We start from the raw sequence: 15303 nt of genomic DNA, 5'->3' as shown, positions 1-15303 counted from the left end.
CGTCCCTCACACCGCGGCGAGCGCGGCGTAGCGGCCCGCGTCGGCGAGCAGCTCCTCGTGGCTGCCGGACTCGACGATCCGGCCGTGGTCGACGACGGCGATCCGGTCGGCGTCGCGCACGGTCGTGAGCCGGTGCGCGATGGTGATCGTCGTGCGGCCGTGGGCCAGCGCGTCGAACGCGGCCTGCACCGCCCTCTCGGTCCGGGTGTCCAGCGCACTGGTGGCCTCGTCGAGGACCAGCACCTTCGGGTCGCGCAGCAGCGTGCGGGCGATCGCGATCCGCTGCTTCTCCCCACCGGAGAACCGGTGCCCGCGCGAGCCGACGACGGTGTCGTAGCCCTCGGGCAGCGAGACGATCAGGTCGTGGACCTGCGCGGCGCGCGCGGCGGCCTCGATCTCGGCGTCGGTGGCGTCCGGACGGGCGTGGCGCAGGTTCTCCCGCACGGTGGCGTGCAACAAGTAGGTGTCCTGCCCGACGACGCCGACGATCCGGGTCAGGTCGGCCGCGGCCATGTCGCGCAGGTCGATCCAGTCGATGGTCACCCGGCCCGCGGTCGGGTCGTGCAGCCGCGCGACCAGCCCCGCCAGGGTGGTCTTGCCCGAGCCGGTCTCGCCGACCAGCGCCAGGGTTGTCCCGGCGGGGACGTCGAGGTCGATCCCGGCGACGGCGGCGGCGTCGCTGCCCGGGTAGGCGAACGTGACGTCGTCGAACCGCACGTGCCCGCGGACGCGGTCGTGGTCCACCGCGACCGGGTGCTGGGGCTCCACGACGTCGACGGTCAGGTCGAGGTACTCGAAGATGCGGGCGAACAGCGCGAGCGAGGCGACGATTTGCACCCCGACGCTCAGCAGCCCCATGACCGGCCGGAACAGCCCGCCCTGCAGCGCGGTGAACGCGACCAGGGTGCCGATGCTCATCGTCCCGGCCGCGAACGGCAGGCCGGCGGCGAGGTAGATGACCGCCGGGACGGCGGCGAACACGACCTGGGTGACGGCCATCGTCCAGCGTCCGGCGAGCTGGGAGCGCAGCTCCAGCCCGATCAGCCGCGACGACGAGGTGGTGAACCGGCGGGTCAGCTCCGGTCCGCTGCCGAGGGTCTTGGACAGGGCGACGCCGTCGACGGACAGGCTCTCCTCGACGGTGACGTTCAGGTCGGCCAGCTCCCGCTGCTGGGCGGCGGTGATCGCGCGGCGGGTGCGGGCGACCCGGCGGGTCAGCAGGATCGCCGGGGGCAGCACGACCAGCGAGACCAGGGTGAGCTGCCAGGACAGCGCGAGCATGGCGACCAGGGTCGCGACGGTGGTGGTCAGGTTCGACGCGACCGAGGTCGCGGTGTTCGTGACCACCGACTGCATGCCGCCGATGTCGCCTGAGATGCGCGACTGCACCTCACCGGTGCGGGTACGGGTGAAGAAGGCCAGGCTCTGGCGCTGCAGGTGGGCGAAGACGCCGGTGCGCAGCCCGTGCATGACCTCCTGTCCGATGCGGGTGGAGATCCAGGTCTGGGCGACGCCGAGCGCGGCGGTGACCGCGGCGACCGCGACCATCCCGCCGGCGAGCCAGGCGAGCAGGGTGACGTCGCGCTGCGGCAGCGCCACGTCGATGACCTCGCGCAGCAGGAACGGCGAGGCCATCCCGACGATCGACGAGGCGACGATCGTCGCGACGACGACCGAGAGCGGGCCCCGGTGCGGGGCGAACAGGGCGCCGATGCGCCGCAGCGAGACCGCGCGGGCCTGTTCCTTCTCCTCCGGGGAGGCGGTGCGGGTGTCGGGCCGGCCGGGCCGGTTCGGGGGTCGGGGGTCCAAGGGGAGCTCCTCACAATGCTGTGGTTACCTCACTATGAGGCAACAACAGTGTCGCTTGCTAGTCTGTTCCCGTGCCGGAACCCGACTTTCCGAGTGACCTCGTCGATGCGTTCTGGGCGGTGGCGCGGCGGCTGCGGCACACCTCCGCCGAGCGGCTGGCGGACTGGGGGCTGTCGCCATCCCAGGCGAGGGCGCTGATGGTGCTGGCCCGGCACGGAGAGATGCGTCCCGGCGAGCTGGCCGGGCACCTGCGCATCGCGCCCCGCTCGGCGACCGAGGTCGTCGACGCCCTGGCCGGGCTCGGGATGGTGGAGCGCGCGGCGGACCCCGCCGACCGCCGGGCCGTGCTGCTGCGGCTGACCGTCGACGGCGCGGCGACCGCCGGCGCGATCCGGGCGGGCCGCGCCGACGAGGCGCAGCAGTTCTTCGGCAGGCTCGGCGACCACGACCGGGCCGAGCTCGCCCGGATCCTGGGCACCCTGCGCGACGAGGTGCACCGCGACGCCCACCGCGGACCGGGCTGCGCCCCACCCCCCGCCCCCTGACCCGGCCCGGTCACACCGCGCGTCGGACCGGCCCGGCGCGGGGTGCTCCCCCGGCATGGACATCGCCGAGAACGGCCGGACCCTCACCGTCACCGTCGGCCACGCCGAACTGGTGGTCCGCCGACGCTACGAGGCGCTCAGCATCGCCAAAGACGTCCTGATCGGGATCTGCTTCCTCGTCGGCAGCATCCTGTTCCTCTCCGACGCGACGACCTACGCCGGGACGTGGCTGTTCGTCGCCGGGTCGGTCGAGATGCTCGTCCGCCCGGTGATCCGGCTGGCCCGGCACCTGCACCTCCGCCGGATCTCGGGCAACCCGCCCGAGGCCGGTCACGACTTCTGACCGGTCACCGCTCAGAGCCCGGGGAGGTCGGCGACGCCGTCGACGACGTCGGTCGGCCCGGCCGCGAGGAGCTCGGCGCGGGTCTGCGCGCCGGACAGCACCGCGACCACCCGCCCGGCGGCGGCGTTGCGGCCGGCCTGCACGTCGAGCACCGTGTCGCCCGCGGTGAGGACCGCACCGGGGTCCTCGACCCCGGTCAGCGCCATCGCCCGGTGGACCATCGCCGGGTCGGGCCGGCCCGCGCCGACCTCCTCGGCGCAGACCACGGCGTCGAGCGCGTCCGTGAACGCCGCCGGCAGCGCGGCCAGCAGGGGGTCGGTCACCTGCCGGTCGAAGCCCGTGGTGAGCACGACGGCGGTCCCGGCGGCGCGTAGCGCCGCGCACGCCCTGGTCACGCCGGGCAGCGGGCGCGGCGGTGCGGCGGCGTAGGCGTCGGCGAGCGCGGCGACGAAGGCGTCGTGCAGCTCCTCGACGTGGGCCGGGTCGCCGCATCCGGTGAGCGCGGCCAGCGCCTCGCGCTTGTCGGCGCCCATCCAGCGGCGGATCGCGGCGTCGTCGCCCGCGTGCCCGGCCTCCCGGACGACCTCGGCGAGGACCCGGTAGACCGCTCCCCCCTCGTCGACGGTGGTCCCGGCGATGTCCAGTGCGGCGAGTCGGATCACGTGTCACTCCCGAGACGGCGGCGGACCAGCGCGGACAGCTGGTCGACCGCGACGATCAGCACCAGCACGACGAGGATGTGGGTGAGCATCTCGTCGAACCGGAACAGCTGGATGGACTGGTTGATGAGGAACCCGATGCCGCCGGCGCCGACCAGGCCGAGCACCAGCGACGAGCGGACGTTGACGTCGAAGCGGTAGAGCAGCAGCCCCACCAGCTGCGGGGTGACCGACGGCAGCAGCGCGTGCACGGCGACCTGCAGCCGTCCGGCGCCCGCGGAGCGCAGCGCGGTGGGCGGGCCGGGGTCGGCGTCCTCGACGGTCTCGGCCCAGAGCTTGCCCATCACGCCGATGTTGTGCAGGACCAGCGCGAGCACCCCGGGGAACGGGCCGAGCCCGACCGCGGTGACGAAGACCAGTGCGAACACGACGTCGGGCACGGCACGCAGGAACGACAGCAGGCCGCGGGCGGCCTGGTAGGTGACCGGCCCGGGGGCGGTGCCGCGCGCGGCGGCCAGGGCGAGCGCCAGCGCGAACGGGATCGACAGGGTGGTGCCGAGCAGCCCGATCCACAGCGTGACCAGGGCCCCCTGCAGGCTCGGCCCCAGGACCGCCCAGGACAGGTCGGGCGGGACCGCCTCGGTGAGGAACTCGGCCATGCCGTCGACGCCGCCGAGCAGCGTCGCGAACGACATCTCGGTGGTGCGCCAGGCGATGACGTGCACGACGAGCAGCACGACGACGACCGTCGCGACCAGGGCGAGGGTGCGCGGGTCGCGGCGCCGCGGCGGGACGGGGACGCGGCGGACCTCCGGTGCGGTGGTGGTCACGGTGCGGCCTCCAGGGCGGCCGCCGGCTCACGGTGGTCGGCGGCGTCGGGGTAGAGCGCTCGGACGTCGCCGCCGGGTGGTCCGTCGAGGACGACGTGCCCGGACCGCAGCCCGACGACGCGGTCGGCGTGCCGGGCGGCGAGGTCGGGCTGGTGCAGGACGGCGAGCACGGCGAGGCGCTCGGTGTGGGCGAGCTCGGCGAGCAGGCCGAGCACCTGCTCGGCGGCGGCCGGGTCGAGGGCGGACACCGGCTCGTCGGCGAGCAGGACCCGGGCGCGCTGGCACAGTGCGCGGGCGACGGCGACCCGCTGCTGCTGCCCGCCGGACAGCGACCCGGCGCGGTCGTGGGCGCGGTCGGCGAAGCCGACGCGGTCCAGGCAGCCCATCGCCTCCTCCCGCAGCACCCGCGGGAACAGGGCCGGGACCAGCGAGGACCGCAGCGGCAGCCGTCCCAGTGCGCCGGCGCAGACGTTGTCGAGCACGGTGCGCCGGGTGACGAGGTGGATCCGCTGGAAGACCAGGGCGACGTCGAGCCGTCCGCGCGGCCGGCCGTCGACGAGCACCCGGCCGAGGTGCGGGGTCAGCCCGGCGGCGGCGCGCAGCAGCGTCGACTTGCCCGAGCCGTTGGCGCCGAGGACGGCGAGCAGCTCCCCGGCGTGGACGTCGACGTCGACGCCGTGGAGGACCTCGCGGTCGCCGTAGCGCACCCGGGCGCCGCGGACCGCCAGCAGCGCGCTCACTGGACGTCCTTCTCGGTCAGGCCGAGCGTGCGGGCCAGCTCGAACAGCGGAGCGTAGGTGTCGCGGGTGACCGGGACGAGCTTCCCCGGCGGGGTGACGTCGAGCAGCGCGCCGATCTCCCCCACCGCCTGCGCATCGAGGTTCAGCAGCGCGTCGGTGACGGCGGCCTTGAACGCCGGGTCGAGGTTGCCGCGCACGGTCACCGGGTCGTTGGGGATCGGTGCGGAGGTCCAGACCCGCCGGAACGCCGCCGGGTCGAACGTCCCCGACGCGGTGGCCGAGGCGAGCTGCTGGGAGTTGATCTCGGCGGCGTCGACGGTGCCGTTGGTCAGCGCGAGCAGCGCCTCGGGGTGGCCGCCGGCGTAGTCGACCCGGACGTCGGCGGGGGCGAGCCCGGCGTCGAGGAGCGCCTTGCGCGGGAGGGCGTCACCGGAGGTGGAGCCGACCGAGCCCAGGGCGAGGGTGCGGCCGCGCAGCTGGGCCACCGTGGTGACGTCGGAACCGCGCGGCACCCAGATCCCGGCGGTGTAGGCGGACAGCTCACCGGTCGCGGTGCCGAACGAGGCGACCGGCTCGGCCCCGGCGCGCTCGGAGGCGAAGACGTAGCCGAGCGGGCCGAAGATCCCGATCTCCAGGCGGTCGTTGCGCATGGCGAGGACCTCGGCCGCGTAGTCGTCGGTGACCTGCACCTGGACCGGGCAGTTCAGCCGGCGTTCGAGGGCGTCGCCGAGGATCTCCGCGGCGGGCACGAGCTTCGCCGGGTCCTCGAAGGGTTCGATGCCCATCCGGATCTGCCCACCGGGGCAGGTGGGCGACTCGGCGGCGGTCGGGCCGGACGGGCCGGCGCAGGCGGTGAGGGCGAGGCTCGCGGCCAGTGCGGCGACGACGAGCAGGCGGGGGCGGCGCATGGGGTCTCCCGTTCAGAGGACGCGGTCGAGCACGGCCGGTGCGAGGCCGAACGCGGTGGTCATGCCGATGCCGGAGGTGACCGCGACGGCGGTCGTCGCCGGTGCGATCGGGCGGATCAGGAACTCGCCGGGGGCGTCGGCGTAGACGCCCCGCCAGCGGCGGACGACGTCGACACCGGTCCCGAGCAGCGCCCGGGTCTCGGCGAGCAGCAGGTCGTCGAGGGTCTCGTCGGTCCAGGGCTCAGGTGTGCGGTCGTAGTGGTGGGTGTCGCCGACGACGAGGTCGCCGCCGGGCAGCTGGGTAAGCATGTGGTTGACGCCCGCGTCGAGCAGCTCCGGCCGCTCGGTGCGCCAGCGCTCGCGTAGCGCGGCCGCGCCCGCGGTGCCCGACAGGGCCGGGTAGCGCAGCATCGAGCTGCCGGTGAGCACGGCCGGGCCGATCATGAGCAGGGTGTGCGGGCGGACCTGCAGCATCTGCAGGACACAGCGCCGCAGGCCCGCGTCGTCGGCGAGGCCGGGGACGAGGCGGTCCAGGTCGTGACCGACGCAGAGGAGGACCCGGTGGGCCCGGAACTCCCCGCGCCCGGTGCGGACGACCACCGGGCCGTCGCCGCTGTCGTATCCGATCCCGCCCGCCGCGATCCCGCCCGCGCCGGACCCGGTCCCGCCGGACCCGGTCCCGCCGGACCCGGAACCGGCCGCGTCGATGCCGTGGACCGGGCAGCCGAAGTGGATCTCGGCACCGGGCCGGGCCGCGAGCCACGCCGCGATCGCCCCGACTGCCCGGCGCTGCTCGACCCGGATATCACGCGGCAGGAACGCCCCGCCGTGCAGTCCCTCGCGGGCGACCGGGACCCGGTCGACGACCCGCGCCGGGTCGAGCAGCTCGACGTCGTCGCCCCGGGTGGCCGCGAGCTCCTCGAGCGCGGCGCGCTCCTCCGCCGACCGGGCCACGACCACGGTGCCGCACTCGGCGACGCCGAACCCTGCCTCGGCGCCCAGCCGCAGCCAGGTACCGCGGCCACGGGTGGCGGACTCCAGCGCGTCGCCGGTCTGGGCGGTGAGGCAGCCGTGGCCGAAGTTGCGCACCGAGGCCCCGACGGCGTGCTCGTCACGCTCGAGCACGGTCACGTCCAGGCCGCGCTCGACGGCCTCGACGGCGTGGGCGAGGCCGACGACGCCGGCCCCGACGATCAGGAGGTCACTCGTCCGGGTCACGGCGGCGACGGTGCCAGCCGGATGTCCCGGACCGCAATGACTTGTCGATACAAGTTGAGAACCGTTCACCTGCCCGCCCACTGGACGTCGTGCTCAGCGGCCTGTCGCTTGTAGAGTCACCGTCCGTGGGGACCCCGTTGCACCGCACACTGGCCGACGAGCTGCGCACCCGTATCCGCAGCGGCGCGATCGGGGTCGGCGAGGCGCTGCCGTCCGAGGCCGAGCTGTGCCGGGAGTTCTCGGCGTCGCGCGGCCCCGTCCGCCAGGCCCTGGCCGCCCTGCGCGACGAGGGCCTGATCGGCGGCGGGCAGGGCCGGCGCCCGGTGGTGCTCGACGCGGTACCCGCCCAGCCGTTCGAGTCGTTCCTGTCCTTCACCCGGCGCGCGGAGCTGACCGGCCACGTCCCGGGCCAGCGCCTGCACGAGATCGCGCTGCGGCACCCGTCGCCCGCGGTCGCGGCGGCGCTGGGCCTGGAGCCCGAGGACTACGCGGTCCAGCTGATCCGGCTGCGCCTGCTCGACGACCGTCCCGCGATGCTGGAGCGGATGACCTACGTGGAGAAGGTCGGGCGCGCCCTGCTCGACGCCGACCTCAACGCCGGGTCGATCTACGCCCTGCTCACCGGCCAGGGCGTCGACCTGCACGCAGCCCGGCACACCTTCGACGCCGTCGCCGCCGACGAGCTCGACGCGTCCCTGCTCGACGTCGAGGTCGGACACCCCCTACTCCGCGAACGGCGGCTGACCTGGGACTCCGCCGGGGACGCCCTCGAGTGGTCGGAGGACCGCTACCGCCCGGACGTCGCGACCGTGACGGTGACGAACACCCGCAGCGGGCGGGGTGGGTTCGCGCGGGAGTGAGCGGGCGGGGAGGGGAGTCGCACCGCCGCCACAGCCGCCGCCACCTTCGCCGCCGTTACCCCTGCCGCCGTCGCTGCCGCTACCACCCAGAGATGCCCCTGTTCCGAACTCGCTTACCGGGTAAGCGAATCGACACGCATCCCCCTCCGAAGGCGGGAGGACAGCCGCCCGGCCGAATCGGTTCATGCGATGAGCTGTTCCGCAGGCCCCTGGAGTCGGGTCCGCCGCGACATCAGCGGCCGGCATCCGTACGAGCGGAGAAGCCCGCGCACACCCCGCCGCACGGACCGTCTCCGCAGACATGGTGCTCCGGACCTCTTCGCGCGGGCGGCGACGACAGCGCCCCGGCCCCACCGGGCCCGCCCGGCCCGACGATCGGGCGCGACGTCAGGGACGCACGGCCTGGCGCGGCGCCGCACCCGGCGCCCCGGCGGCGGCGAAGGCGTCGTCGAGCGCGTCGAGGGACCACGGTCCGCCGGTCAGCTCCGCGAACGGGAACTGCGCGTGCTCGGCGACGAGGAACGCGACCGCGGCGGTGAGGTGGCGGGGGGCGTAGTTGTGCACGCCGACGACCGTGTGCAGCCCACGGACCAGGTGTTCCGGATCGAGCCCCACCGCGGGGCCGGGTGAGACCGACCCGGCGAGGACGGCGGTGCCGCCGACGTCGAGCGCGTCGAGGCAGGTGCGCACGGCGGCGGGTGCACCGGACAGCTCCAGCGCGACGTCGAACGCCCGCTCCGGCGGGGTCCCGACCGTGTCCGCGGCGCCGAAGCGGCGGGCCCGGTCGCGGCGGTCGGGGTGCGGGTCGGCGACCACGACCACGGCGCCCGCGCGGGACGCCATCGCCGCCGCGGTCACACCGAGCATGCCCGCGCCCGTCACCAGCACCCGCGCTCCCGGGCCCGGCCAGCCGGCGGCGTCGAGGACCGCGGCGACCGTGGCCGTCGCGCACGAGGCGGGTGCAGCGACCTCGTCGGGCACAGCTGAGGGGACGACGACTGTCGCGGTGCCCGGGGCGAGCAGGCAGTGGGTGGCGAACCCGCCGGTCAGCGGGCGGGCCTCGTCCAGCGGGGCGTGGCCGTACTTGTGCAGGTCGGTGCACTTCTGCGGGATCCCGCGACGGCAGCGGCGGCACTCCCCGCAGGACGCGGCGACCGAGAAGACGATCCGGTCGCCGGTCCGGACCGGCGCCCCGTCGACGTGGTGCAGGCCCGGCGCCGTCGCGACGACCCGCCCGACCTGCTCGTGCCCGAGCACGCCCGGCACCGGCGACGAGCGGTGCCCGCGGGTCGTGTGCAGGTCCGAACCGCATACCGTCGCCAGATCGACCTCCACCAGGGCCTCCCCCGGCCCCGGCTCGCCGAGCGCGGTCGTGACCAGGCGGAACGGGGCGCCGACGCCGTCCCAGCGGGCGTAGCGGGCGGTCGTCACGGGAGCTGTCATGCCCGCCACGGTCGCACCACCTCGCCGGGCCGTCCACCTCCCTGTATGGACAAGTTGGTGAACGCACGGCGGCGCGGTTCACCGGCACCGGGCGGGGGTACGCCGCGTCGGCACCGCACGAACGACCCGGAGGCACCCCGATGTCCGACAGCACGCTCAGCAAGGACCCGACCGCAGACCCGGCCGAGCACGACGCCTACTTCCCGTCGCCGTACTCGCTCGACGCCTACACCGCGCCGCGGACCGACTTCGACGGTCTCGCCACCGAGCGGCACGCCTGGTCCGGCGGCCGGTGGAAGGTGCTCGTCCTGGCCACCGACGAGCGCTACCTGCGGATGGGCAACGGCACGTTCTTCTCCACCGGCAACCACCCGGTGGAGACGCTGCTCCCCCTGCACCACATCCTGGAGGCCGGGTTCGGCGTCGAGATCGCGACGCTCACCGGCAACCCGGCGAAGTTCGAATGGTGGGCCTACCCCGGGGAGGACGAGGCGGTCGGCAGCGCCCGCGACAAGCTGATCGCGCAGTGGCGGGCCCCGAAGTCCCTGGCCGAGGTCGTCGACCGCGAACTGGGCGACGACTCGGACTACCTCGCGGTGTTCGTCCCCGGCGGGCACGGCGCGCTGTCCGGGCTGCCGTTCTCCACCGACGTCCGTGACACGCTGGAGTGGGCGATGCGCACCGACCGCCTCGTGGTGTCGCTGTGCCACGGGCCGGCCGCGTTCCTCGCGACCCGGATCGGCCGCGGCCGCTCGGTGTTCGAGGGCTACGAGATGTGCGTGTTCCCCGACGCGCTCGACGCCGGGGCCAACATCGACATCGGCTACCTGCCGGGCGAGATGCCGTGGCTGCTCGGCGCGGCGCTGCAGAACGAGGGGATCCGCGTCGTCAACGACGACATGACCGGCCGCTGCACCACCGACCGCAACGTCATCACCGGCGACAGCCCGCTCGCCGCGAACGAGCTGGGCAAGCTCACCGCGACCGCGCTGCTGGAGTACGCCCGACGCCGCGGCTGACCACGCACCTCAGGGCGCCGTACCACCGGCTGCCAGCCGCCACACCCGGTCGCGGCTGAACGGCTGGTGGTACGGCCGCACCCCCAGCGCCCGGCGGATCGCGTTCGCGACCGCGGGCGCCACCGGGTTGTAGGGCGCCTCGCTCATCGACTTCGCGCCGTACGTGCCCAGCGCGTCGTGGGTGCGGGCGTAGCGCACCTCGGTGACCGGGACGTCGGCCATCTGCGGCACCCGGTACGTGCGGAACACCGGGTTGAGGATCTCCCCGGACTCCCCGACGTACACCTCCTCGTAGAGCGCGCTGCCCAGCCCCATCGCGGCGCCGCCCTCCACCTGCCCGCGCAGCTGCTCGGGGTTCAGGACGGTGCCGGCGTCGACGGCCTGCACCGAGCGCAGCACCCGGACCTCGCCGGTGGCGGTGTCCACCGCGACCCGCACGCCGTGGCAGTTCGCGGTGATCGCCCGCGCGGTGCCGGGTTCCTCCCCCGTCGCGGACAGTCCCCCCGGCGACGACGCGGCGGCCAGCACCTCGTCGAGGGACCACTCGCCGTCGGGGGTCGTGACGCCGTCGGCGTGCAGCTCTCCGACGCCGGTCACCGCCAGGATGCGGGCCCGCAGCGCGGTGGCCGCGGCGTGCAGGGCCTTGCCCGCCACGGTGGTGCCCGCCGAGGCGAACGCCCCGGTGTCGTAGCCGCAGGCGTCGGTGTCGCCGTGGTGGGCGTCGACCCGGTCCGCGGTCGTCCCCAACACGGTCGCGACGACCTGGCGGTGGGTCGTCGTGGTGCCGTTGCCGAACTCGACGGTGCCGGCACCGAGCCGATAGCGCCCGCCGGGCAGCAGGGTCACCGTGGTGGTGGCGGCGTGGCCGAACGGGGCCATCGTCGTCATCATGCCCAGGGCGGTGCCCTCGCCGACGCGCCACGTCGGGCCGTCCGGCACGGGGCCGCCGCTGCCGTCGGCCAGTGCGTCCTGCACGAGGTCGAGGCACTGGTCCATGCCGTAGCTGGTCCAGTGCAGGTCGTGCTCGGGGTCGCCGTGGTGGGCGACGTGCAGCGGGTCCCCGGCGCGGACCATGTTGCGCCGCCGCAGGTCGAACGGGTCGAGGCCGGCGACGATCGCCAGCTCGTCCATCGCGGACTCGACGGCGAACATCACCTGGCCCAGGCCGTAACCGCGGAACGCGCCGCTGGGGACGTTGTTCGTGTAGACGACCTCGGCGTCGAGGTGCTTCACGGGGCAGTTGTAGACGCTGACCGACTCGGCGACGGCGTGGAACAGCACCCCGCGTGAGTGGTTGCCGTAGGCGCCGGTGTCGGACAGGACGTCGAGCTTCATCGCGGTGAGCCGGCCGTCGTCGTCGGCGCCGAGGGTGACCGCGACCCGCATCGGGTGGCGCAACGCGGTGCGGGTGAACTCCTCGGTCCGGGTGAACTCATGGACGACGGTGCGCCCGGTCCGCAGCACCGCGAGCCCGACGAGGTCCTCGGCGAACATCTCCTGCTTGCCGCCGAACCCGCCGCCGACCCGCGCGGTGTGCACCCGGACCCGGTCGGGGTCCAGGTCGAGCACGCGGGCGAGCTCGGCGCGGGTGAGGAACGGGACCTGGGTCCCCGCGCGGACGACGAGCCGCCCGTCGTCGTCGAGGGAGCCGATCGCCCCGTGGCACTCGAGCTGGGCGTGGGAGACGCGGCTGGTGCGCCAGGTGCCGGTGACGGTGTGCGCGGCCCCGGCGAGCGCGGCGTCGACGTCACCGCCGTGTCCGCCGTGCAGGGCGAGCACGACGTTGCGGGACGCCTCGTCGACGCGGTCGGCCGGGGTCCGGTCCGGGTGCACCAGCGGCGCACCGGGCAGGCGGGCCGCCTCCGGGTCCAGCACGGCGGGCAGCACCTCGTAGTCGACGGCGATCAGGGCGCAGGCGGCCTCGGCCTGTGCCGGGCTCTGCGCGACGACGGCCGCGACCCGCTGCCCGACGTGCCGGACGACGTCGTCGAGCATCCGGGTGTCGTCGGGGTCGTCGGTGCGGTGCTCGTGCCGGGCGGTGGAGTACCGCAGGTCCGGCACGTCGTGGTGGGTCAGCACCAGCGCGACGCCCGGCGCGGCCCGTGCGGCGGTGGCGTCGATCGACCGGATCCGGGCATGGGCGTGCGGGGAGCCGAGGACCCGCAGGTGCAGGGCACCGGTGAGGTCGACGTCGAAGGTGAACGGCTCGGTGCCGGTGACGATGCGCTCGGCCGCCGGGGGCCGGGCCGAGCAGCCGACCGTGCCCTCCGCGGCGCGCGGACCGTCGGCGGCGCACCCACGACGGACGCCGGTCTCGATCGCCTCCCGGATGCTGCGGTAGCCGGTGCAGCGGCACAGGTTGCCCTTCATCCGCCGCGGCAGGTCGTCGAGGTCCTCGGCGGTCAGGGCGGACGCGGTGACGATCTGCCCGGCCGTGCAGAACCCGCACTGGTAGCCGAACTTCTCCACGAACGCCTGCTGCACCGGGTGCAGCTCCCCGTCCGGCCCGGCCAGCCCGGCTACGGTGGTGACCCGCGCGCCGTCGAGACGCTGGGCGGGGATCAGGCAGGAGTGCACGGGCCGGTCGTCGAGCAGGACGGTGCACGCGCCGCAGTCCCCGGCGTCGCAGCCCTTGCGCACCTCCACGTGCCCGTGCTCGCGCAGGAACGTGCGGGTGCACTGCCCCGGGGCGGGCTCGGCCTCCAGCTCGGTGTCGTTGATGTGCAGCTTCACGACAGCTCCTCCCGGATCTGCTCCAGCAGCACCGCGCTGACCCCGTGGCGCCAGTCCGCGGAACCGAGCGGGTCGGTGTACCAGCCGTCGACGGCGTCGACGTCGGCGCGCAGCCGGTCGGCGTCGGGCACACCGGCCGGGTAGCGCAGGACGGTGGGGGCCTCGGTCGCGGCGGTGATCACGAACGTGGCCGCGCCGCCGTCGCGCGCGGTGTCGACCCGCCCGGTGAGCACGGCGCCGGAGCGGCCGAGCTCGGCGAGTGCGATCTTGCGGAAGGCGGTGCGGGCGCGCAGTGCGGCACCGGGCAGCTCGACCGCGCGCAGGACCTCGCGGGGGCGCAGCGCGGTGGTGCCGTTCCCGGTGACGAGCGTCGCGACCGGGACCCGGTGCTCGTCGCCGTCGGGGGTCCAGACGACGGCGACGCCGTCGAGCGTCGCGGCGAGCGCGACCATCCCGGCGGCGGCGTAGGCACGGCACACGTTCCCGCCGACGGTCGCGGTGTGCCAGATCTTCCACGACGCCAGCAGGGCGTGCGCGCACTGGGCGAACAGCGGGACCCCGGTGCGCTCCCCGTACCCGGCGAGGTCGGCGATCGGGCAGGTCGCCGCCACCGACAGGCCGCCGTCGGGCAGCGGTTCCAGGGGCTCCCAGCCCATCGTGGTCAGGTCGACCAGGCCGGTGACGCCGGGCTGCGGCTCGGAGAACAGCCAGGTCCCGCCGGCGAGGATCCGCTCCCCCGGAGCCAGCGCCAGGTCGGCGCGCTCGCGGGCGCGCCGGAACCCGGTGACGGTGTGCAGATCCATCCGCTCACCCGGCCCGCGAGACGAGGTCGCGGTGCACCGCGGCACACTCGGCGGCGACGGCGTCGGTGTCGACGGTGAGGACCGTGTCCTTCTCCACGACCGGGCGGCCGTGCACCAGCAACAGCTCCAGCGGCGGCGGGGTGCCCAGGACCAGGGCGGCCACCGGGTCGGCGACGTCGCGGTGCCGGAACCCGTCGAGGCGCCACAGCGCGAGGTCGGCGAGCTTCCCGGTCTCGATCGACCCGATCTCGTCCTCGCGACCGAGCAGCCGGGCGCCGCCGAGCGTGCCGAGCTCCAGGGCCTCGCGCACCGACAGGGCGCGGGGGCCGCCCGCGGCGCGGGCGAAGAGGACGGCGTGCTTGACGTCCTCCAGCAGGTGGGTGCCCTCGTTGGAGGCGGCGCCGTCGACGCCGATCCCGACCCGGGCGCCGGCGTCGACGAGGTCACGGACCCGCGCGATGCCGGCACCGAGACGGCCGTTGGAGGTGGGGCAGTGCGCGACGCCGGTGCCGGTGGCGCCGATGGTCTTCACCGCCTCGTCGTCGAGGTGCACGGTGTGGGCGAACCACACGTCGGGCCCGGTCCAGCCCAGGTCGGCGACGTACTCGGTGGGGGTGGCGCCGAAGCGCTCCCGGCAGTACGCCTCCTCGTCGTCGGTCTCGGCGAGGTGGGTGTGCAGCCGCACACCGAGCTCGCGGGCCAGCGCAGCGGACTCCCGCATCAGCTCCGGTGTCACCGAGAACGGCGAGCAGGGCGCCAGCGCGATCCGCAGCATCGACCCCGGTGACGGGTCGTGCCAGCGGGCGACGGCGTCGGCGGAGGCGGCGAGGATCTCGTCGCGGTCGGAGACCACGTGGTCCGGCGGCAGCCCGCCCGCGCTGCGCCCCAGGTCCATCGACCCGCGGGTCGGGTGGAACCGCAGCCCCACCTGCTGGGCGGCCCGGATCTCGGCGCCGAGCACGTCACCGCCCTCCCGGGGGAAGACGTAGTGGTGGTCGGTGGTGGTCGTGCATCCCGACAACGCGAGCGCCGACAGCGCCCCGGTGGCGCCGGTGTGCACGGCGTGCTCGTCGATGCCGGCCCACACCGGATAGAGCGTGGTCAGCCACTCGAACAGCGTGTGGTCGACGGCGAGTCCGCGGGTCACCCACTGGTAGAGGTGGTGGTGGGTGTTGACCAGCCCCGGGGTGAGCAGGCAGCCGCGGGCGTCGACCCTGCGGTCGTAGGACCCCGCCGGGGCGGGGCCGGGCCCGACGGCGGCGATCCGTTCCCCCTCGACGACGACGTGCCCGCCGGGGATCTCCTCCCCGGTGACGGTGACGACGTGGGCACCCTCGATGGCGACCCGGCTGGCGGTCCGCCCGGCGTTCGGCTGCTGCATGGACCCCAGTGC

General features: G+C 75.1%; 14 protein-coding genes. 4 read left to right on the top strand and 10 right to left on the bottom strand.

Features of this window, described 5'->3' with window-relative positions; translation table 11 throughout:
- Nucleotides 1-6: 6 nt before the first annotated feature.
- Entirely contained in the window at nucleotides 7-1809 is a 1803-nt protein-coding gene (locus XF36_RS09445) for an ABC transporter ATP-binding protein (protein WP_060711701.1), read from the bottom strand.
- A 71-nt stretch (nucleotides 1810-1880) separates the two neighbouring features.
- On the opposite strand from XF36_RS09445, the gene XF36_RS09440 reads away from it, so the two are divergent.
- Complete coding sequence (locus XF36_RS09440; protein WP_060711700.1) at nucleotides 1881-2354, top strand: MarR family winged helix-turn-helix transcriptional regulator; 474 nt, start codon at nucleotides 1881-1883, stop codon at nucleotides 2352-2354.
- Between the two features lie 55 nt (nucleotides 2355-2409).
- Nucleotides 2410-2697, top strand: a complete 288-nt coding sequence (locus tag XF36_RS09435; protein ID WP_060711699.1) for a YrhK family protein — start codon at nucleotides 2410-2412, stop codon at nucleotides 2695-2697.
- Between the two features lie 11 nt (nucleotides 2698-2708).
- Here the strand turns inward: XF36_RS09435 and XF36_RS09430 are convergent, their stop codons facing one another.
- Genes XF36_RS09430 through XF36_RS09410 form a run of 5 tightly spaced genes read right to left on the bottom strand, consistent with a single transcriptional unit; the run spans nucleotide 2709 to nucleotide 7052 of the window.
- A complete protein-coding gene (locus tag XF36_RS09430; RefSeq protein ID WP_060711698.1) occupies nucleotides 2709-3359 on the bottom strand; it encodes a phosphonatase-like hydrolase in 651 nt (216 codons plus the stop codon).
- On the bottom strand, nucleotides 3356-4186 hold the full coding sequence (gene phnE / locus XF36_RS09425; protein WP_060711697.1) for a phosphonate ABC transporter, permease protein PhnE: 831 nt from the start codon (nucleotides 4184-4186) through the stop codon (nucleotides 3356-3358). The genes XF36_RS09430 and phnE overlap by 4 nt, the downstream gene beginning before the upstream one ends.
- Nucleotides 4183-4926, bottom strand: coding sequence for a phosphonate ABC transporter ATP-binding protein (locus tag XF36_RS09420; protein WP_202968499.1), 744 nt, complete (start codon nucleotides 4924-4926; stop codon nucleotides 4183-4185). Before XF36_RS09420 ends, phnE begins: the two co-directional genes overlap by 4 nt.
- A complete protein-coding gene (locus XF36_RS09415; protein ID WP_060711696.1) occupies nucleotides 4923-5834 on the bottom strand; it encodes a phosphate/phosphite/phosphonate ABC transporter substrate-binding protein in 912 nt (303 codons plus the stop codon). The genes XF36_RS09420 and XF36_RS09415 overlap by 4 nt, the downstream gene beginning before the upstream one ends.
- Before the next feature lie 12 nt (nucleotides 5835-5846).
- A complete protein-coding gene (locus XF36_RS09410) occupies nucleotides 5847-7052 on the bottom strand; it encodes a TIGR03364 family FAD-dependent oxidoreductase (RefSeq protein WP_060711695.1) in 1206 nt (401 codons plus the stop codon).
- 125 nt (nucleotides 7053-7177) lie between these two features.
- Between XF36_RS09410 and XF36_RS09405 the strand changes: the two genes are divergently transcribed.
- Nucleotides 7178-7912 (top strand): GntR family transcriptional regulator, encoded by a 735-nt coding sequence (locus tag XF36_RS09405; RefSeq protein WP_202968498.1) that lies wholly within the window; start codon nucleotides 7178-7180, stop codon nucleotides 7910-7912.
- A gap of 387 nt (nucleotides 7913-8299) precedes the next feature.
- Here the strand turns inward: XF36_RS09405 and XF36_RS09400 are convergent, their stop codons facing one another.
- Complete coding sequence (locus XF36_RS09400; protein ID WP_060711694.1) at nucleotides 8300-9355, bottom strand: zinc-binding dehydrogenase; 1056 nt, start codon at nucleotides 9353-9355, stop codon at nucleotides 8300-8302.
- Nucleotides 9356-9495: 140 nt separating this feature from the next.
- On the opposite strand from XF36_RS09400, the gene hchA reads away from it, so the two are divergent.
- Nucleotides 9496-10374 carry a glyoxalase III HchA gene (gene hchA, locus XF36_RS09395; protein WP_060711693.1) on the top strand — a complete coding sequence of 293 codons (879 nt, stop codon included), beginning with the start codon at nucleotides 9496-9498 and terminating at the stop codon, nucleotides 10372-10374.
- Between the two features lie 9 nt (nucleotides 10375-10383).
- Here hchA and XF36_RS09390 read toward each other — a convergent pair whose 3' ends face one another.
- From XF36_RS09390 to XF36_RS09380, 3 genes are read right to left on the bottom strand one after another with little or no spacing between them, the layout of a single operon-like run.
- Complete coding sequence (locus XF36_RS09390; protein ID WP_060711692.1) at nucleotides 10384-13107, bottom strand: molybdopterin-dependent oxidoreductase; 2724 nt, start codon at nucleotides 13105-13107, stop codon at nucleotides 10384-10386.
- The gene (locus XF36_RS09385) at nucleotides 13104-13910 is read right to left on the bottom strand and encodes an FAD binding domain-containing protein (protein ID WP_060714547.1); all 807 of its coding nucleotides are present in this window, start codon (nucleotides 13908-13910) and stop codon (nucleotides 13104-13106) included. Before XF36_RS09385 ends, XF36_RS09390 begins: the two co-directional genes overlap by 4 nt.
- A gap of 4 nt (nucleotides 13911-13914) precedes the next feature.
- The gene (locus tag XF36_RS09380; RefSeq protein ID WP_060711691.1) at nucleotides 13915-15291 is read right to left on the bottom strand and encodes an 8-oxoguanine deaminase; all 1377 of its coding nucleotides are present in this window, start codon (nucleotides 15289-15291) and stop codon (nucleotides 13915-13917) included.
- Between the last annotated feature and the right edge of the window lie 12 nt (nucleotides 15292-15303).

Origin of the sequence: Pseudonocardia sp. HH130629-09, from assembly GCF_001294645.1 — a bacterium.
Taxonomy (GTDB): domain Bacteria; phylum Actinomycetota; class Actinomycetes; order Mycobacteriales; family Pseudonocardiaceae; genus Pseudonocardia.
This window is presented reverse-complemented; position numbering and strand designations above follow the sequence as displayed.

Coding starts and splice junctions, on each gene's coding strand:
- XF36_RS09435 (WP_060711699.1), top strand. CDS start 2,410: ATGGACATCGCCGAGAACGGCCGGACCCTCACCGTCACCGTCGGCCAC.
- XF36_RS09415 (WP_060711696.1), bottom strand. CDS start 5,834: ATGCGCCGCCCCCGCCTGCTCGTCGTCGCCGCACTGGCCGCGAGCCTC.
- XF36_RS09400 (WP_060711694.1), bottom strand. CDS start 9,355: ATGACAGCTCCCGTGACGACCGCCCGCTACGCCCGCTGGGACGGCGTC.
- hchA (WP_060711693.1), top strand. CDS start 9,496: ATGTCCGACAGCACGCTCAGCAAGGACCCGACCGCAGACCCGGCCGAG.
- XF36_RS09385 (WP_060714547.1), bottom strand. CDS start 13,910: ATGGATCTGCACACCGTCACCGGGTTCCGGCGCGCCCGCGAGCGCGCC.
- XF36_RS09380 (WP_060711691.1), bottom strand. CDS start 15,291: ATGCAGCAGCCGAACGCCGGGCGGACCGCCAGCCGGGTCGCCATCGAG.